This is a genomic window from Paenibacillus sp. OK076 (assembly GCF_900110055.1).
In the GTDB taxonomy this organism is placed as follows: Bacteria; Bacillota; Bacilli; order Paenibacillales; family Paenibacillaceae; genus Paenibacillus.
This window is the reverse complement of sequence record NZ_FOCH01000004.1, coordinates 87,595-105,759: the sequence shown is the minus strand read 5'-3', so window position 1 is coordinate 105,759 and position 18,165 is coordinate 87,595. Positions and strand designations below refer to the sequence as shown.

At 48.6% G+C, this 18,165-nt stretch carries 17 protein-coding genes; 7 read left to right on the top strand and 10 right to left on the bottom strand.

The genetic code is table 11. The annotated features are described in order from the left end of the window. Nucleotides 1-5: 5 nt before the first annotated feature. The 4 genes from BMY78_RS25280 to BMY78_RS25265 form a co-directional block, all read right to left on the bottom strand. Nucleotides 6-929: an ABC transporter permease gene (locus BMY78_RS25280; protein ID WP_076290669.1), complete on the bottom strand. Its 924-nt coding sequence runs from the start codon at nucleotides 927-929 to the stop codon at nucleotides 6-8. After that, nucleotides 913-1,980, bottom strand: coding sequence for an ABC transporter permease (locus BMY78_RS25275; protein ID WP_024632283.1), 1,068 nt, complete (start codon nucleotides 1,978-1,980; stop codon nucleotides 913-915). Before BMY78_RS25275 ends, BMY78_RS25280 begins: the two co-directional genes overlap by 17 nt. Further along, nucleotides 1,977-3,476 carry an ABC transporter ATP-binding protein gene (locus tag BMY78_RS25270; RefSeq protein ID WP_090904100.1) on the bottom strand — a complete coding sequence of 500 codons (1,500 nt, stop codon included), beginning with the start codon at nucleotides 3,474-3,476 and terminating at the stop codon, nucleotides 1,977-1,979. The genes BMY78_RS25275 and BMY78_RS25270 overlap by 4 nt, the downstream gene beginning before the upstream one ends. A gap of 104 nt (nucleotides 3,477-3,580) precedes the next feature. Next, nucleotides 3,581-4,612, bottom strand: a complete 1,032-nt coding sequence (locus BMY78_RS25265; RefSeq protein WP_090904099.1) for a BMP family lipoprotein — start codon at nucleotides 4,610-4,612, stop codon at nucleotides 3,581-3,583. Between the two features lie 277 nt (nucleotides 4,613-4,889). Between BMY78_RS25265 and BMY78_RS25260 the strand changes: the two genes are divergently transcribed. The 3 genes from BMY78_RS25260 (at nucleotide 4,890) to BMY78_RS25250 (ending at nucleotide 9,282) form a co-directional block, all read left to right on the top strand. Further along, nucleotides 4,890-6,323 (top strand): hypothetical protein, encoded by a 1,434-nt coding sequence (locus BMY78_RS25260; RefSeq protein ID WP_090904098.1) that lies wholly within the window; start codon nucleotides 4,890-4,892, stop codon nucleotides 6,321-6,323. 239 nt (nucleotides 6,324-6,562) lie between these two features. Further along, entirely contained in the window at nucleotides 6,563-7,195 is a 633-nt protein-coding gene (locus tag BMY78_RS25255) for a DUF5317 domain-containing protein (protein WP_177185871.1), read from the top strand. Nucleotides 7,196-7,449: 254 nt separating this feature from the next. Further along, nucleotides 7,450-9,282, top strand: a complete 1,833-nt coding sequence (locus tag BMY78_RS25250) for a bifunctional diguanylate cyclase/phosphohydrolase (protein ID WP_090904097.1) — start codon at nucleotides 7,450-7,452, stop codon at nucleotides 9,280-9,282. 127 nt (nucleotides 9,283-9,409) lie between these two features. On the opposite strand, the gene BMY78_RS32980 is transcribed toward BMY78_RS25250, so the two are convergent. After that, entirely contained in the window at nucleotides 9,410-9,577 is a 168-nt protein-coding gene (locus BMY78_RS32980; protein WP_162842449.1) for a hypothetical protein, read from the bottom strand. Nucleotides 9,578-9,879: 302 nt separating this feature from the next. On the opposite strand from BMY78_RS32980, the gene BMY78_RS25245 reads away from it, so the two are divergent. From BMY78_RS25245 to BMY78_RS25230, 4 genes are all read left to right on the top strand, one after another. After that, the gene (locus tag BMY78_RS25245) at nucleotides 9,880-10,710 is read left to right on the top strand and encodes a sensor histidine kinase (protein WP_090904096.1); all 831 of its coding nucleotides are present in this window, start codon (nucleotides 9,880-9,882) and stop codon (nucleotides 10,708-10,710) included. A gap of 1 nt (nucleotide 10,711) precedes the next feature. After that, nucleotides 10,712-11,368 (top strand): response regulator, encoded by a 657-nt coding sequence (locus tag BMY78_RS25240; protein ID WP_090904095.1) that lies wholly within the window; start codon nucleotides 10,712-10,714, stop codon nucleotides 11,366-11,368. 159 nt (nucleotides 11,369-11,527) lie between these two features. After that, on the top strand, nucleotides 11,528-13,243 hold the full coding sequence (locus tag BMY78_RS25235; protein ID WP_177185870.1) for a copper resistance CopC/CopD family protein: 1,716 nt from the start codon (nucleotides 11,528-11,530) through the stop codon (nucleotides 13,241-13,243). A 312-nt stretch (nucleotides 13,244-13,555) separates the two neighbouring features. Beyond that, on the top strand, nucleotides 13,556-14,326 hold the full coding sequence (locus BMY78_RS25230; RefSeq protein ID WP_339848275.1) for a YcnI family copper-binding membrane protein: 771 nt from the start codon (nucleotides 13,556-13,558) through the stop codon (nucleotides 14,324-14,326). A 202-nt stretch (nucleotides 14,327-14,528) separates the two neighbouring features. Here BMY78_RS25230 and BMY78_RS25225 read toward each other — a convergent pair whose 3' ends face one another. The 5 genes from BMY78_RS25225 to BMY78_RS25210 form a co-directional block, all read right to left on the bottom strand. After that, nucleotides 14,529-14,801 carry a hypothetical protein gene (locus BMY78_RS25225; protein WP_053780102.1) on the bottom strand — a complete coding sequence of 91 codons (273 nt, stop codon included), beginning with the start codon at nucleotides 14,799-14,801 and terminating at the stop codon, nucleotides 14,529-14,531. A 53-nt stretch (nucleotides 14,802-14,854) separates the two neighbouring features. Next, nucleotides 14,855-15,037 carry a hypothetical protein gene (locus BMY78_RS33530; RefSeq protein ID WP_256222409.1) on the bottom strand — a complete coding sequence of 61 codons (183 nt, stop codon included), beginning with the start codon at nucleotides 15,035-15,037 and terminating at the stop codon, nucleotides 14,855-14,857. Continuing rightward, nucleotides 14,997-16,148: a Tle-like phospholipase domain-containing protein gene (locus BMY78_RS25220; protein WP_256222408.1), complete on the bottom strand. Its 1,152-nt coding sequence runs from the start codon at nucleotides 16,146-16,148 to the stop codon at nucleotides 14,997-14,999. Before BMY78_RS25220 ends, BMY78_RS33530 begins: the two co-directional genes overlap by 41 nt. A 40-nt stretch (nucleotides 16,149-16,188) precedes the next feature. After that, the gene (locus tag BMY78_RS25215; protein WP_063566264.1) at nucleotides 16,189-16,470 is read right to left on the bottom strand and encodes a hypothetical protein; all 282 of its coding nucleotides are present in this window, start codon (nucleotides 16,468-16,470) and stop codon (nucleotides 16,189-16,191) included. A 340-nt stretch (nucleotides 16,471-16,810) separates the two neighbouring features. Further along, nucleotides 16,811-18,067, bottom strand: a complete 1,257-nt coding sequence (locus BMY78_RS25210) for a DUF445 domain-containing protein (RefSeq protein WP_090904093.1) — start codon at nucleotides 18,065-18,067, stop codon at nucleotides 16,811-16,813. Between the last annotated feature and the right edge of the window lie 98 nt (nucleotides 18,068-18,165).

Here is an 18,165-nt window from a genome sequence, read left to right as displayed (position 1 = left end):
AGGAATTAACGTGAGCTTCCGCCCGCTTTCAGTGCGTCTTGTGCATAAGTACGGTCCTTGAAGAAGAACATCGCCACCAGTGTCACAATATACGGCAGCATCATGGTAAAGTGGGTTGGCAGCGCAAAGCCCTGCAATCGGATACTAAGAGCTTCCATGAACCCGAACAGCACACTGGACCCCATAACGCCAAGCGGATTCGCTTGACCCAGCATCGTTGCTACCAATGCGATGAAGCCGCGACCTGCGGTCATGCCCTCGGTAAACATCGTAACCTGACCTAGCGATAACTGTGCGCCCGCCAAGGCACACAATACGCCGCACATCAGAACTGCACCATATTGAATGCCGCGCACTTTGATGCCGATACTTTGTGCCGCTACCGGATTCTCACCCACGGAACGAAGACGGAAACCAGAGACACTTTTGAACAGATAAAACTGCAAGGCAATTACGATAATAATCCCGAGATATACGAGCGGGCTATGCCCTGAGATCACATCGCCTACCCACGGTATGTCCTTAATAAGAGGAATGTCCCATTTGGGGAGTCCCACCATATCCTTGTCATAGTAAGCACCTTTTACATCAAAAATCGCACGAAGCGCAAAAGTCGTCAGTCCTGTCGCCAGAAAATTAAGCGAGATCCCGACCACAATGGCGTTGGCCTTCAGATTAATACTGATAAAGGCAAATAGCGCAGAGAACAACATGACGATCACAATCGAGAATAGTACGGCCAATAGTACATTACCGAACAGATAGTTACCGACAATAGCGGAGAAAGCACCGATCAGTACGAGTCCTTCCAGACCCACGTTGAACAGACCGACACGAGAGCATAAAGCCCCACCGAGCGCTGCAAGCAGGATCGGCGTCATAATCCGCAAGGTAGAGCCAAACATGGCTGCATCAAACAGTTGTTGCATTGGACTTTTTCTCCTTTCTCCGCTTCAGGAATGAATATCCGATCTGAGCCGATACAAATAACGTCAATACCGCTTGGATGACACTGCCCACTTCCAGCGGCACATCCGTATTTCGTTCCATCCCCATGGCACCTGTCTGCAACGCTGCAAGCAGGATGGCCGCCACAGCTGTTCCTAGCGGATGCGAGCGGGCAAGCAATGTCGCCATAATACCGCTCCATGCATAACTTGCAGATGACAACGACCCATCAAGGAAACGGTACTGTGTACCCAACACTTCCCCTGCACCCGCAAGACCTGCAAGTCCACCACTGATGATCATGGACAGCATCATCATGCGGATACGGCGCACGCCGCCATACGTTGCAAACGAAGGATTGCTTCCCAACATGCGAATCTCATAACCGGTTACTGTCTTGTGTGTGAACCAGTAGATGAGAATCGCTGCCACAATAGCAATGATGAAGCCGGCATGCAGTCCCATGCCCTGGAACAGCTTCGGCAGCCAGACACTCTGATCAATCATGGGCGTCTGAGCCATTGCCGCCGATCCCGTGCGGTCTTTAAACGGGTAGGATACCATGTATCCTCCAAAATATATTGCAATGTAGTTGAGCAGCAGCGTTGTAATCAACAGATTCATGCCAAAGCGGGCATCCAGCCAGCCTGCAAACAGCGACCAGACTCCACCGGCAATAATCCCCGCCACAATGGCTGCAATACAGACAAACCAGCCTGGGCCCGGCAGGTAGAGCGCCGTCAGCGCTGCACTAAGTCCACCCAGAACCATCTGCCCCTCAGCACCCATGTTGAAAAATCCGGCGCGGAACGCCAGGGCTACGCCCAGCCCTGCAAGAATAATGGGCGTCGAACGTGCCAGTGTGTTAGTGAAGAAGTAGAAGTTGCCGAAGGCCCCTTTCCACATCTCCGCATACGTATCCACCACAGACCCGCCAACGACCAGAATGGCTACAGCACCTGCCAGCAAACCGATGAATACGGCAAGCAGCGGCTGTACGAGTCCACGAAGTGTTTCTTTTACCCGATTCATATCCGCTCTTTCCCTCCTGCCATCAACAAGCTGATCTGTTCTTCTGTTGCTTCATCTGCCTTCAGTTCCCCGGCAATTCCGCCTTCATACATAACAATGATCCGATCCGATAATTGCAAAATCTCAGACAATTCAGAGGAAACGAGCAGAATACCCGCCCCCTCATTCCGTTTGCGCAGCAATTCAGCGTGGATGGTCTCCATCGCTCCGATGTCTACACCCCGTGTAGGTTCAGCCGCAATCAGAAACGGCGTATCCTGGGCAAACTCACGCGCAGCAATCAGCTTCTGCAGGTTACCGCCCGAAAGGAACTGTGCCTTTGTTTCCGCAGAACCCGTTTTGATGCTGAACTGCTTGATCCAGTTCTCCACCATGGTCCGTGCTGCCTTCGCTTTAATGATACCGCGTGATTGGAGCCGGTGATGATGGCCCATCAGTCCATTTTCACGGACGCTCGCATCCTTCGCCGCTCCCCACATATAACGGTCTTCCGGGATATGGGCAAGTCCATGCTCCCGAATGCGCCGCACTGGCCAATTGGTTGTATCTTGCCCTGACAGCAGGACGCGTCCGCTATCTGCCTTGCGTAGACCCGCAATGATCTGGATCAGTTCAGACTGGCCATTGCCGGAAATACCCGCGATTCCAACGATCTCGCCTTTCCGCACTTGCAGATGGATATCCTTGAGTGCAGAACGATCCTCTGCCCCTGACAGATTGACCGCTTCCACCTGAAGCACCGCTTCTCTCGGAACGGATGGCTGCTTGTCCATGCGAACCAGCTCACGACCTACCATCAAGCGGGACAATTCCTCTACATTCGTGTCTTTTGCTTCCAATGTACCTGTCACCTGACCATCCCGAAGAACCGTGATCCGGTCTGCCACATCCATAACTTCCTGCAGCTTGTGCGTGATCAATACGAAGGTTTTGCCCAGCTTGGCAAGGGACTTCATATTCGCGAGCAGTTCTTTCACTTCCAGCGGTGTCAGTACCGCTGAAGGTTCATCCAATATAATGATATCTGCGCCCTGATGCAGCACCTTGAGAATTTCAACACGCTGCTGCATGCCCAGAGGGCATTCAAATACTTTTTTCCACGGATCCACCGGCATGCCATACGTTCTGCCCAACTCATTCACCTGGGCCGCTGCCTGTTTGCGGTCAAATACACCTGCCGCAGACGGTTCACGCCCGATCACGATGTTCTCGGCAACCGTAAAGGAAGGAAACAGCATGAAATGCTGGTGCACCATGCCGATACCGCTTGCCATGGCCTGAGACGGGGTAGCGAAGCTGACCTCGCGTCCACGAACTTTGATTGTGCCTGATGTCGGCTGCTCCATTCCGTACAACATACGCATCAGGGTTGTTTTACCAGCGCCGTTCTCACCCACGAGGGCATGAATCTCTCCTTCTCGCAAATTAAAACGGATGTCCCGGTTAGCGGTGAAGCCGCCGTATTTCTTCGTAATCTGCTCCATCTCCAACAGCATATCTCGCGTTCTCTCCTCTCGGTCTTAAATAGCAGCAAAACCGGCTGCCTGATCGGGCAGCCGGCTGATCAACTCCATCACTTCATCCTATGGGACAAAGAATACTATTGTTGCAAAGGATCTTTCACAACGATTTTGCCGGATACGATATCATCCTTGATCGCTTTAACCTTGTCGATAACCTCTTGTCCAACAAAAGCATTCAATGGAGATTCGCTGTCACGTGTTACATACGTCAAGCCAACGCCATCTTCTTTCAAGCCGTAGTTCACAGCACCTGCTTTGAAGTTTCCTTCTACAAAATCCTTCACTGTCTGATAAGCAACCGTGTCGGTTGACTTCAATTGAGACAATACAATATGCTCCGGATCTTCAACGGTACGGTCTGTATCCTGACCGGAAGTATAGAAGCCTTTTTCCTTCGCAGCTTCGAACACGCCCAGATCGCCTACAGCAGATGCTCCAGCGATGAAGTCAGCCCCTTTGCCGAATTGCACCAGCGCAAGCTCTTTTGCTTTGGCCGGGTCATTAAATCCACCAACGTAGTTCACGAGGAATTCCGCTTTTGGGTTAACCGATTCCAGACCAGCTTTGAAACCTTCTGTATATTTCTTGATCAATGGAACGTCCATCGCGGCAATCATGCCGACTTTGTCTGTTTTCGTAGACAGTCCGGCAGCTGCACCAAGCAGGTACGCTCCTTCATATTCATGGAAACCAACGCTACGAACGTTAGGCAGATCAACCGTTGTGTCCACAATAGCAAAGGACTTGTCCGGGTTTTCAGCAGCCACTTTTTTCAATGCATCTTCTGCCTGGAACGTTGCTGTAATAATCAGATCATAGTTTTCAGCAACTGCAGCACGCAGGTTTTGCTCAAATGCAGCCGGGTCAGTCGATTCAATCGTCTTGGTATCTACCTTGAATTCCTCACCCGCTTTTTTGAAACCCTCATCCATCTGTACGAAGAACGGGTTAACCCCGATTTTTTCAGGAAGTACAAGCGCCATGCGCAGTGATTTTTCACTATCGCTACCTTGGGCCGATTGTTCGTCTTTGGAAGCAGAATTTCCACAAGCCGCCAGTAAAATAGCCAACATGATGATCGATAAGACGAACGATAAACCTCTTTTCATTTTGAAAATTCCCCTTTTCACTATTCTTTTTTTATAATCCTAGCGGATACTGTCGATCCTTGTCAATAAATCTTTGAGCGTATACACTAAATGGAATATAATAGTTGATTTGCCTTCCATAAAGCCTCCGAAGCCTCTCTATACCAAGGTTTTTTCCGTTGACATCCAGAGCTGCTCCATGCTAAAGTCAATCCAATTATTATATTCAGATAGGATTTGTCAGAATTATAACCCGATCTTCTTTATTTTCCAACCCTATTTTGAGGAGGCTATTCATATGAAAAAAATCACCCAGATCACATTGGCCGCTCTGCTTGCCGCTCCGGTTACACTCGGCAGCCTCAGCTTGCCTGCTTCGGCATCCGCCACTCCAACCGGACAAACTCCCCCGCAAGCAGTTAAAGGACCAGTAGCACAAGCTCCTTCAGTCTATACTGAGAGTGCGGCCGATTACGCCCAATTCCTGCAAGCCAAATACAATATCCAATTGCCGAAGCAGTTAACAAAGGGGGACTTCATCAAGGCGGTTGCTTCCATTTTTGAAGCCGATCAAGCTGCTCCGGCTACATATGAAGCAAGTGACAGTGAAGTCAAGGCTCCGGCCTTCACTGATCTGAACTCGAGTGATTCTGCGTATAAAGCTGCCGTTTCTTTATATAACAACGGCATCCTATCCGGTACGGAAGTGCGTGCCAATGACAAACTTAGCACTTATGCCGCTGTTTTCATCGCAATCAAAGCAGCCGGATTCAAAGAGCTGGCCTATACATACCCTGAAGACAAAACAGCGAAGGCACTCGCGAAACTTGGCATTAGCTCAGGACGCGTTCAGGGACAAGCTGCGCAAGAACTGGCCGCTGCCATTGATACCGGTCTGATCCCGGAAAGTCTGTACCCCGCTCTCCGTAAGGGCGGCGAAGCAAGTTCCGATTTTGCCAACATTTTGCTTGGACGGGTATTAACCAGTCAGGGAAAATATAAAAATGAAATTGGCCGCTCCGGCGACGCTGACATTTACTCCAAATTGTACGCTGCCTATCGCACCGCTGATTTAATAGAAGCACCGGAACTGCGGACCATTGTGGATCAAGCACTGCGGAATGATCTCGTCACTGGTTACAATCTTAAGGATAGTCGCTTTGATTCCAACTTCATCGATGAACTGACTTTAACTTACGGACATGATGATATTAAACACGCGGTGCAGTTAATTGGACTGTTGCGCAGCGAAGGCATTGATGCTGACGTACAGTTCCAGCCGAAGACATCTGCCTTCATTTATTTGAAGGAATGGGGAGAGCCCAAGGAAACACCGGATTACAAAGTAACCCAGATCGAGAATGGCAACTACATCGCTTACGCCAAAGAGTATGACATTCAGTTCGAGTTCAATAACACAGCGGACAAAGCCCGCTTCAACGACATTATATTGAAGTACGCCAAAAAGAATAGCGATGACACCTCCGCCTTGATTCATGCTTCCTGGTGGCAGCCGCTGTATTATTCGCCAACTGCTCTGGCGGAATATCCGGTCATTGCCAACAATAAAATTTCACTTGGCAACTATTACGCACAATCCTTCTCCCTTAAAGAGAATTCCAAGGTGATTCAGGAAGGATTCCGTAAGCTCGCCCCTGATGCGGACATATCCAGTTACACCTTCTGGGTTGACCATCCGTTCTTCAATTATCTGAACGGAGAATCAGAATAAACTGAACAAATATCAAGTGCATTAAAGCTCGCATTTTGACACAATATAAAGCCGACTTTACCGAACTTTACAATGGATTCGACCCATTTGTTCGTAAAGGCGGTTTTTTGCTTATTTTTTTGCAAATTTCTTCTAAAAAAATATTTTTCATTGCAGGATTTACCAGTAAAAGGTCGAATAACAATAGGTACATAAACACGCAATCACATTTACACATATCTGTAAGACAGGAGTTAATCATGGTATACGACGGCATTCTGCTCGGCTTGATCGTTGGACTGTTCCGGGGAGGATTTCGGTATGGTCTCCACCAGTTTGCAGCACTCAAGCTGCGAGGCGGATGGATTTTCCCGCTGTTGCTGCTGGCCCAGTTCTTCATCTTTTTCTTGCAGGAAAGGCTTGATTGGGTTGCATCCATCAATGGATACCTGTTTGCTGCCGTTTATGTCACAGGTCTGGCATTTTTGTGGCTTAATCGACATTACAAGGGTTTTACGCTGATCTGGATCGGTGTCTTTCTCAATTTCATCGTCATGGCGGTGAACGGTGGGCGTATGCCTGTTTCCGTGGACGCCTCGGCTGTTCTTGGGCCCTATTATGTGGACATGCTGCGCGAAGGCGGAGCCGTATCAAAGCATTATATGATGGATGCTTCCACACATCTTTCGTTTCTAGGTGATATCATCCCGCTGTCCAGCCCTTATCCGCGGACCCAGGTAATCAGCATCGGCGATGTGGTCATGAACATTGGCATATTCCTGTTTATCCAGTACATGATGGTGAATCGAACCAGAGATGCTCTGCAGCCAGTTAATTCAATCAGGCCTGAAGAGATTCGGACAGACTCCAAGGAAGGGAGGTCTTTTCCATGAAAAAATTCGAAGGCATTAAATATTCTCGTCTTGTTATCAACGCAATCATCGTAGCTTCTGTCGTTGTTGCATTGACTTCAGGATACAAGTTGGGCGGCTAGTACATATACTTCGCCAACCAAGACAAACAGGCTGCCAGCGGCCTGTTTTTTCTTTCTGGATTTTTGGGAGGTAACTTGTTATGTTATACATCAATATAGTACAAGCCGATATATTCACATCAAGAGCAGACTAAACCAAGCAGGAGAATTTTTATGAACTTTATTCGTAACCTTATCCATAAAGCAGATCGAAGCAGCATGTATGTCGTGTTGCTTAGCTGCACGGGCATCGGTATTTTTCTGTATATGAACAAGTGGTCTTATCTCCATCTATCCGCTGAAGAATGGGTAATGGTATACACGATGCTCGGTGCGGCGCTGATTTTGGATTACTTCACGTTTCAAATTCCGCCCAAAGGCAATCAGCAATCCATGGACTCTTCCGTGTACCTCGCCTCTATCTTCATGTTTGGTGGTGCATTCAGTCTGTCTGTACTGCTGCCCGTTTCCCTCATTCTGTTAATCAAGGACCGCAAACTCACCTGGTGGAAACATATCGTCAATTTCAGCATTTACAGCCTTATGATTGCTGGAGCTGCTTATGTATTTACTTGGACTGGAGGAGTTCCAGGAGCACTGGATGGATATAACCTGCTGCCCTATTTTGCGGCACTTGCAGCCTACTTCATCATTAATACAATCACGCTCGGCCTGTTCTTTCATTTCTCAACAAAGGATGCTTTACAGCAGATGAAGCGTGTGTTCGTTACCGAATCACTGCTCGTCTATTTATGTACATTGATTTTGGCACTTGTGCTGACCATTCTCGTTGTGCATAACGGCGTTCTCGGCCTGCTGCTCTATCTCAGTCTTAGCATTCTACTATCGCATGCGTTCAAACAGCTGTTTGTGATGTATCAGAGTATTGAGGAAAAGGCGAATACGGATCAACGCACAGGTTTGTTTAACCACAGCCATTTTGAAAGTATGCTGGAAAGCGAGCTTGCTAACGCCCGTTCCCAGGGAACCCCGCTTTCACTGGGACTCATCGATATTGATGATTTCAAAAAATACAACGACCGCTTCGGTCATCTCCAGGGTGACAGCCTGCTGGCTCTTCTGGGAGATTTCCTCAATCGGAAGACGGAAGGTACTCCGGTCACCGCCTTTCGTTACGGCGGAGAAGAGTTCACCTTACTCATGCCAGGCATGGACCTGGACGAGGCTTATGCGTTCATGAACAAGCTGCGCAAGCAGCTGAACGATACACCTTTTGAAGGAGTTGAAGTGTTTCCGCACGGCTGTCTCTCGTTCTCCGCGGGTGTTGCACGTTATGAGGTCGATATGTACAACAAGTCACAACTTGTAGATCAGGCGGATAAAGCGCTGTATTATGCCAAAAAGCAGGGCAAAAACAATGTGCATCGCCACGGCAGTAACGACGGCATGGAGCAAGAGATTGATCTGGTGCAGGATGTGCGAGACATTGAGCAGCAGCTCAACTTGTTCAGATATAAGGATATGGATACATTCAAACATTCCAAACGCGTATATAAGTATGCTCTCGATATAAGTGAGCTGCTGGAACTCGATAATGTGGAGAAGCGCAATTTTGTACTGGGCGCATTGATTCATGACATCGGAAAGCTTGAAATTCCGTGGTCCATCCTGAATAAGAAAGAAAAGCTCACCGCTGAAGAATGGGAAACGATCAAGGGCCATGTCACCTGGGGCAAAAAAATGGCCATGACCAACGAGCGTTTTGCCGATCTCATTCCCTATATTGAATTGCATCATGAACGGTATGACGGGGCAGGCTACCCTTATGGTCTGAAAGGCTGTGAGATTCCAAGGCTGTGCCGGATGCTCACGGTCATTGATTCCTTTGATGCAATGACGACGGAGCGGCCGTATCAGGAAACGAAAAATGTGGATGAAGCGATCAAGGAACTGAAGATGTGCTCCGGTTCTCAGTTCGATCCCGAGCTAGCCGAACTGTTCATCCGATATATTCAGACACGAACGGTGCAGCAACAACTTGTGTAACACCTCAGAAATCCCCCTTAAAAAGCCAAAAGCGCTACCCCCGGCCGAATCGGGGATAGCGCCATTTTCATGTTCATCATAGAGTAAATCATGCACCAGATTATTTCATTCTTGTGCAGATTCTGCGTTATCGAGTGGTATTCATCTCATGTGAAGTCTGATGCAGCTCTTTAATCATCTGCTGCAAAAACATGTTATCCTGACGACTGATTCCGTGCTGATTGTCTTGAAGAAGCATTTGATGAATGTTCTTCTTAAGCAACTCGCTGCGACGTTCCAATACCTCTTGATTCATGTTGTTGCGTTCACTCCTTAACATCTTTTGTAATAAATTTGCGTTCTATATAAGTATAGAGGACCTCCTCCAATAGGGAAAATGGATGCAGCCCCCCTCATCTGTACTCATCAAGGCTCACCCTGCGTGACATAATTTCACCCCGTATTGTTCTTAGATATCCTTCTAAATGCTCCCTTATCCACCCGAGGTTCCTCCGAAGAAAGCCAGACTAGGGTCTGAAGCAAGCATGCGTTATAATGGTGCCAACCCTTGAAACGGATACATATAAGTGGACCTTATATCAAAGGAGCTCTGTATTCATGTCATACAAACAGATTAAATGGATGATTCTGCTGGTCCCCACATTTACGGTTGGTCTCTGGGAATACATCCGTCACCAATTTTTGATGCCGTACCTCTCCATGGATGTGGGTAACTGGCTTACCCCTCTAATCCTATACCTCATAAGCGTCACCTTGCTAAGTCGCTTATTCAACATGCTGGAGAGTGCCAGGGCCGCTCTGGAGCAGGAGCGTGCTTCCAAAGTGGCACTCGAAGCTCGGGACCAACTGGCCCGCGAGCTTCACGACGGCATCTCACAGTCTCTTTTTCTCTTGTCGGTAAAAACAGACAAGGCCGAGCGCAGTTTGGCTGGAAGTGGTCACGAGAATGAAATTCAGGAAATACGCAAAACCGTACACGAGGTCAACGCTTACGTACGGCAGGCCATCGCCCAGCTCCGCTACGTCCCTGGACAAGCGGCAGTACCGGAGGGAACTTCCCTGCTGTCACAGGTGGAATTGCTCATAGAGGAGACGGTTCCTTCGGCGCATCTGGCATGGGATCTGGACAGCACCTTCTTCTCCCCCAAGGAGCAGGTAGAACTGCTCGCCTGCATTCGGGAAGCACTGCTTAATGTACGCAAACATGCCCGGGCTACAGATATTCGGGTGATTGCAGAAGGGACTCCTTTTGCCTGGTCGATCTTCATTCAGGATAACGGTATTGGTGTGAGCGGTGATCCACTGCACCTGAAGGATCGGTACGGCCTGCGAATTACGAAGGAACGTGCAGCTCAGATGGGCTGGTCTTTCGCCCTTGATTCAAGGCCTGGTTACACACGAATAACCATTGGAAAGGGGCATGCTTAATATGGAACTTGTACGGGTATTGGTCGTCGATGATCACGCGCACGCGCGTGAGGCGATCTGCAGTATTTTATCCGAGGACAGTCTGTTTGAAGTTATTGGTACCGCTTCGACTGGACTGGAGGCGCTGGAGCTTACCGGGCAATGGATGCCCGATCTTATTCTGATGGACGTGCAGATGCCGGATATGGATGGGCTGGAAGCCACCCGCCAGATCAAACTGCGCTTTCCGTATGTCATTATCGTCATGGTTACTGTATCGGATGATGTCACGTACCTGTTCGAAGCGCTGAAGCAGGGGGCCCAGGGATATTTGCTCAAAAATCTGGCTCCCTCCACCTGGCTTGAATACCTTCGCGCCATCGTCAGTGATGATGCACCCCTGAGCAAGGAGCTTGCCTATCGAATCCTCCAGGAGTTCCCTGCGCCTCGCACGGAGGATGTACCCGATAATCCGCTGACTACGCGGGAGCTTGAGATCCTGCAATGGGTATCTGCGGGATATACCAACCGTGAGATTGCCGACCAACTTGGCATTTCGGACCAAACGGTTAAAAATCATCTGAAGAATATTTTACAGAAACTGCATCTCGAAAATCGTGTGCAATTAACCCGCTATGCATTGGAAAGCGGACTCGCAGGCCGTAAGCTGCGTAAATAGCAGGGCATTCATGTTTTTGTCACAATTCCATGGATCATTTCGTTTTTTTATAGCCCAATGTAGTCATACGGTGTTATTTTGGACAAAGTTATAATGGTATAGATTGTGCTCAGATAACAAAGAATGACTTACAATTCTAGACCTAAGGGTGATGATTTTTTGATTTTGAGTAGATTCACCATGAAATTGGGCAAACGGCACTGGGCACTGATGGTCGCTCTGATGTTGTTGTGTTGCCTTGTTATGCCACAATGGGCATCTGCCCATGCTTATATTGTGCAGGCCTCACCAGGTGAAGATGAACTGGTTGCGACTGCGCCTGAACAACTGACTCTGGAGTTCAATGAGTCTTTGCAAACGGCCTTTTATGATATTAAAATCACCGCACCTGACGGAACACAGGCAGATGACGGCAATGTGCACGTCGATGAGGCTCGTCCTCATATTCTGGAGACCGGACTGCGGACCGGACTTGGAAACGGAACCTACGCCGTGAATTGGAAGGCCGTGTCTGCGGATGGTCACCCCATTCAGGGAGCCTATGTGTTTCATATCGGGGAACCATCTGGCGCTCCTGCTGGTCTCGCAGATTTAACTTCTGGTTCAGGCCAGGTTGGCGGACCGTTAAAATGGATTTTGTCGCTGACCGACTGGATCCAATATCTGGGGTTGTCTGTGATTCTAGGCACACTTGCTTTCCTGCTGTTCCGGATTGCGCCTGCTTCCATGGCGAGAGAACCACTGGAAGTGCCAAGGAGCTACAGGCTGTTATGGATCAATTATGGTGCCGCTTCTGTTGCCGCTCTGATCAGCCTGCCCCTGAACACATTGTATGAATCAGGCGTTTCCATCGGGGAGTTCAGCTGGGCACTGATGGGCAGTGCACTCAAATTGACGTCATTCGGCCAGATCTGGATGGTACAGATGCTCATTGTGATGCTGCTGGCGGTTACTATCCTCTCCGGATATGACCGGGATCGCTCGCTGCGTATCCGGATCTGGTCATCATACGGATCACTGGTCCTCGTTCTTGGCTGGTTGTTCACCCATGCCATGACAGGACATCCGGCTGCGGCGGAGCAACGTGAGCTCGCCATCGCAATGGACTTCGTTCATCTGATCGGAGCCGCTTTCTGGATCGGCGCTCTAACCGCCATGGCTGCGTGTCTGCCTCCGCTCGCGGATAAACTGCCTTCCACGGTGCGAGGAGAGGTCTACTGGACGGCGATCCGACGATTCACAGCATGGGGCATTGGTGCTGTTGCTGCTCTCGTCGCTACGGGGATATACAGCAGCCTGATCATTTTGCCTGCACCTCTCCTTACGTCTTTGTTCACAACGGCGTATGGTCTCGTGCTTATCGCTAAAGTTGTCTTGCTTGTGGTGATGCTTCTATTGGCCTGGCGTCATGCCAGAATGGCACGTACAAGCAGCGGTAACCGACTCGCCGGCAGCCTGAAGGCGGAACTGATTGCTGGTGCCGTCGTGCTTGCGCTGGCCGCCGTACTGACACACCTGTCTCCTGGACAACCGGCAGCCGCAGGACCTTATAAAGAAGCGCAGACCATGGACGACGGAACCACAATTACACTTCAGGTAAGCCCAAATCGTACCGGAGAGAATCAGTTTAAGGTCGATGTGAAGAAACCGGACGGCACTACAGTTAACGATCTGGAACAGATCACACTGTCACTGACCCACCTGGATATGGATATGGGCATTTACGAGATCACGATTCCGAAAAATGATACTGGCGTATATGAGGCAGAAGAATACATCTCCATGCCAGGACGCTGGAATATCAAGGTGCATCTGCTAACCCGATCTCTGGATTCACTTGATACCGAATTTGAGATCGACACCGCTAATCCATAGGTTAAAACCGATTCAGATTTGAAAGGCGACTCAGCCTAAAATCAGTGTCTCAACAAGCTGCAATTGTAGTGAAGGGGACGAAATCGATTCTGGAGAAGTGTAATGTTCACCTAAAAGCTTTCTGCAAGAAAGCTGCTTCGGAAGCATACGCTATTCCCGGATTTTCACTTATAAAGTGAATCAAAAATCTGGGAATAACAGCGATTGAAAGAACGATTCGTAACCGGAACGTTGGCTTTGCAGCACATCAGGCACTTATTTTAAAAAATGGGCCGAAACATAAATGATAAGATTTGAGAGGGGTAATTTATTTTGAAGAAAACATCATGGACTTCCAAACTGACATCCAGCCTCGCTGCTGGAGCCGCCGCGCTGATGCTGTTCGCCGGATTCGCCAGCGCTCACGTTACCGTTAACCCAACTGTGGCACAGACAGGCGCATGGCAGACGTATAGCATCAAGATTCCATCCGAAAAAGAGCTGCCTACCACCAAAGTCACGCTGAAAGTACCGCAAGGCGTTGCATTCAAGCAATACCAACCACTGGCAGGCTGGAAAATCACTACCGAAAAAAATGATTCCAATGAAGTAACATCTATCACTTGGGAAGTGGACGGAGATAACGAAGGCATTCTGGCTGGTCAATTCCAGCAGTTCAACTTCGTAGCACAGAATCCGGATGCGGAAACGGAAGTCGCCTGGGATGCGTTCCAGTATTATAGCGATGGCAGCATCGTGGAATGGACAGGCGGACCAAGTGACAGCAACCCGCACAGTATCACGGCAATCAGCCAAGATCCTGCTGCTGCAGGTAATGCCGCTGCAGGCGGAGGTCATGACAGCGCAGGTACAGCCGGCAATGCGGGTCATGATGATGAAGCTGCAACGGGTGGCGATACGAAGGCAAACGACGATACCACATTGGGTGACGCGTTGAACGACACCGTTACTGGTGAGCCAAACAACACGGATTCAGATCCAGGCACATTGAAGCTGCAACAGGCTACCCTGATCGTATCCATTCTGGCGTTGATCCTATCCTTCCTGGGTATCGCTCTGGCAACACGCCGCAAAAAACGTTAAAAGCTAACATGCAAAACATGCAGTCTTGTATGTAAACAAAAAAGAAAGGAGCCTTTGGCGAACGGGATTTATCCCGATGTGCCAAGGCTCCTTTTTGTTAGCTGTACGCTTACGCTAACTTCGAATTCAAACTTCGGTTTCAAAACTCAAACTCATGTTTAAGTTCACCGGTTAAGAGCAGCGTTCCCATACAACTTTTCCTCTATCGTCCCTGATCCGTCTGGATCATGATTTCAATATATTGCAGCAAGCTCTTCTTCTGTTGTTCAATCGACTGTATTCGTCCAGACAGACCCGCGAAGAACGCTTCAATCTGCTGCCTTGTATAATCGGCCGATTGTCCCTTCCAGTCGTCGAGACGATTGTATAGGCTCCTCGCCTCCTGCTCATCTGCCTGGAGACGGGCAAGCAGCTGGGTCAATTCTTTTTCCGCAATCCGAAGATCATTCAGCTCTACCAGCAATTGTCCGCTCACTCGTATTCCCTCCCTTATGTAATTGCCAATCGCCAGGCCCTTCACGCAAAATTCTATTTAAAACTGACCTGACTCTCATCCGCTTGACGGAAGGCTTCCGCCTTCTCTTCGATAAAGTTCAAGAACTGACTCGTATGTTTCATATGCCATGTGCTCAATTCGTTAATAGACGCATCCAGATGAGTGACGATAGGTTCAAGTCTGCGACTGCGGCTGGAATGCAGGTATTGAGCCATCCGGCTCCGTACCGTATTCAATTCTGCATTGCACTGTTGTGCATTTTGCTTCCAACGGGCAGCGACACTTTTGAGTTCCTCGGGCGTTACCTGAATCAGGCCAGACGCTCCTGCTGCCGAGGCCATACCTCTTGTAAAACCGGCCTGCCTGCCCACCCAGGTTCCGCATAAATGCTGCGAGATCAGACAGGACATTGAACGGCTGACGTGGTGAATAATGGATTTGCTCGCCTGTAACCGGATCATATAGATCGTTGGAAATATAGCCGTTCTCAAAATTGTACTGTTTCAAACTGTGATACTCTTTACCACCAAAGGTGTTGCTGATTTTATCCCACATGCCCATGTCATCATTCATATCCTCATAGTTGGAATTGATGTAATACATGGAACCTACGTGACGATCGTATCCACCAAAAAAGCCGCTCGTTACAAAGTCTCCGGGATGCCCATAATTGATAATTTGGCTATCAAACCCACCCTCTTCGGCCTTTCGTTTTGCCTCTGGCGTGAGACTGGAGATTACGGATGGCGCGCTGAACGTCACCGCGGAGAGTCCCGTGTATGCAGCCGCATACTGGGCATTCCCCCCTCCAAGCGAATGCCCTGTCAGCGAGAAATCCAGATCCTTGTATTTTTTCTGCATATCATTGGCGTAGTCTTCCGCCTCATACATCTGGTTCGGTCCCAGACTGAACGTTTTATCCAGCTTTTTATCCAGTTCTCCCACAGCATTCTCGACTGTAGTGATCCCCGTAACATCTCTTACCTTCTGAATGCCATTTGCCAACCAATCCGGTGTAAAATCCGTACTTTGTTCGATCTTTCTGCCAAGCTCAGGCAAACCGATTTGAGCATCCGCGTAATAATCAGGAACGCTGCGATCCAGCGAAGCACTTCCCTCCGTGCCCCGATATGCGATTACCGCCTGTTTGGTCTCGGGATTGTAGAAGGTCACCGCATCAAAGCCGGATTTTTTGTTTCCATGCGTGTCCTCAAGAACTTGCCATCCAGGAAGATTCTCAAACTCCATACCTGCTTTCAGATTCTCATATGCTAATTCAGACATCTTGTTGTATGTTTCGTCATCAATTTTAGGTGAGTTACTCACAGCCGTCGCACCTCCAAGAAAATCAATCCTGAATTATGATTTATTTGTTAAACGGATCATATCCCTTAGCTATAATGGCTTCCTTAATTGCCGGACTCATGCCAAAGTTTTTGATTTTTTTATCCTCATAGTCATACGAGATCGTAAATTCTTGCTCTTCATGTTCAACCACATGTCCTTCCATAGCAATAGAATCAAGCGCCATCTCAGGTAACAACTCTTTGTTCGTAATCACGACATCCAGTTCATATTTATTTTTCAAATATTTTACGGCTTCCGCTTCCGCTTCTTTAAAATAAGCCTGTTTTTCACTTTCCTTCATGTTCTGACACCCTCCCAAAATGAAAGTGGATAGTATGGTCAAAAAAAATATACATGCGAGCCGCCGCTTCAACCTCATATCAATCACCTTTTCTTTTTCATTAAATATATTCGTATATCCACTCTTTTCTTCTGTTATGTGCATCATAGTACAAAATCAACATGATCACATCGGCTGTTGGCATCGTTTTTATGTAACTTTGTTCCTACATGATTCCAATCGGTCATTTGGGTGTACATTACCCCATTTTCTGGATTATGCATCAGTTCGCCATTTATAATTGCCCAGACGAAAAAGAGCCACTCCAGTGAGCGGCCCTAATCTTGCCATTATCAATGAGTTACTCCAATACCATCCGCAGGGCGGTTAACACAATCCCGATTATAAATCCGGTAACAGCCCCGTTAATCCGAATCCATTGCAAATCCTGTCCAACCTTATCCTCAATCAAGGAGATCAATGAGGCATTGTCCATTTTGTTGACATTTTCGCGCACGAGATTGCCGATCTTGGAATGGTTTTTCTCCAGCAGCGTCGTTACGCCTTCCACAATCTTCGCATTCAACCCTGCCAATAAAGCATCGTCTGACCGCAAATCGGACAATACCCGCTCAATCGCAGGCAGAGCAAACGTATCCACATACTGACCATCTTCCATTGCAGTGAGCGCCTTATCCCTCAATTCAATGAGCTTGTTCAGTACGGTTTCCTCTGCATTCCATCCATCCAGCATGTTGTTTTTCCAGCCGTTGACTCCATCCTGAACACTTTCACTCATCGCCAGCCGGATAGCCTGGGTTCGCAACAGATCTAGCACTTTGTAACGAAGAGCACTGCCCTCACGCTTCATGTCCTCTACTCGGTCAAACAGATACCCTTGCAAAATGCTGCCCAGACGCTCCTCATTCAGATAACCCATGAACGCATTCATCGCAAATTGCATTAATCCGTTCATCTGGATGCCACTGATCGCCTTTAAGCCACTTTCACCCAAAAACATAATGGTCTCCGGCTTCACCAGCCATTCCTCTGCCTGCTTCAGACCATAGTCCAGTGCTTTGGCATCATATCCACGCTCACTCATCTGGATCGAAGCCCGTTCCAGAATCGGACCCAGATCGAAGGCCCCCGCTTGTGATTTGATCTCGCCCGCAACCAATGGAGCAATCTGCTCGAGCGGCAGGCCTGCAAGGATTCGTTTGCAGAGCGTATCAATCATGGTTTTGACTCCATCGTTGTGAAGTTCCCGTGTCATCGTATCCAGAACGATTTCTGCCGCCTTGAAACCCGCAATTTTCTCGGTGATGCTATCCTTGTTCAGCAAGTTGTTTTCCACTGCGGAAACAAGGCCTTCGGTCAATTTGTCCCGATTCTTGGGCAGCAATGCCGTATGGGGAATCGGAATACCCAGTGGATGACGGAACAACGCTGTTACGGCAAACCAGTCCGCTAGTCCACCTACCAAGCCCGCTTCAAATGAACCTACCAGCAGTTTGCCTACTACGCCGCCCTGAAACGGCAATGATGCGGCAAATCCCGCTCCCATAACAACAAGAGACCAAGCTGCTGCTTTTTTGGTTTGTTTAGGTTTAGCCATTGTATTCTTACTCCTTTATCGTTAATCACACGGGTTCAATGACACCCAACTTTCCCGTGCTCCTCTGTTCTTCATGTGATCCCTTCCATAGGAAAGCT

Coding starts and splice junctions, on each gene's coding strand:
- BMY78_RS25250 (WP_090904097.1), top strand. CDS start 7,450: ATGAACTTTATTCGTAACCTTATCCATAAAGCAGATCGAAGCAGCATG.
- BMY78_RS25280 (WP_076290669.1), bottom strand. CDS start 929: ATGCAACAACTGTTTGATGCAGCCATGTTTGGCTCTACCTTGCGGATT.
- BMY78_RS25245 (WP_090904096.1), top strand. CDS start 9,880: ATGTCATACAAACAGATTAAATGGATGATTCTGCTGGTCCCCACATTT.
- BMY78_RS25255 (WP_177185871.1), top strand. CDS start 6,563: ATGGTATACGACGGCATTCTGCTCGGCTTGATCGTTGGACTGTTCCGG.
- BMY78_RS25275 (WP_024632283.1), bottom strand. CDS start 1,980: ATGAATCGGGTAAAAGAAACACTTCGTGGACTCGTACAGCCGCTGCTT.
- BMY78_RS25270 (WP_090904100.1), bottom strand. CDS start 3,476: ATGCTGTTGGAGATGGAGCAGATTACGAAGAAATACGGCGGCTTCACC.
- BMY78_RS25215 (WP_063566264.1), bottom strand. CDS start 16,470: ATGAAGGAAAGTGAAAAACAGGCTTATTTTAAAGAAGCGGAAGCGGAA.
- BMY78_RS25265 (WP_090904099.1), bottom strand. CDS start 4,612: ATGAAAAGAGGTTTATCGTTCGTCTTATCGATCATCATGTTGGCTATT.
- BMY78_RS25240 (WP_090904095.1), top strand. CDS start 10,712: ATGGAACTTGTACGGGTATTGGTCGTCGATGATCACGCGCACGCGCGT.
- BMY78_RS25210 (WP_090904093.1), bottom strand. CDS start 18,067: ATGGCTAAACCTAAACAAACCAAAAAAGCAGCAGCTTGGTCTCTTGTT.
- BMY78_RS32980 (WP_162842449.1), bottom strand. CDS start 9,577: ATGAATCAAGAGGTATTGGAACGTCGCAGCGAGTTGCTTAAGAAGAAC.
- BMY78_RS25260 (WP_090904098.1), top strand. CDS start 4,890: ATGAAAAAAATCACCCAGATCACATTGGCCGCTCTGCTTGCCGCTCCG.
- BMY78_RS33530 (WP_256222409.1), bottom strand. CDS start 15,037: ATGGCTCAATACCTGCATTCCAGCCGCAGTCGCAGACTTGAACCTATC.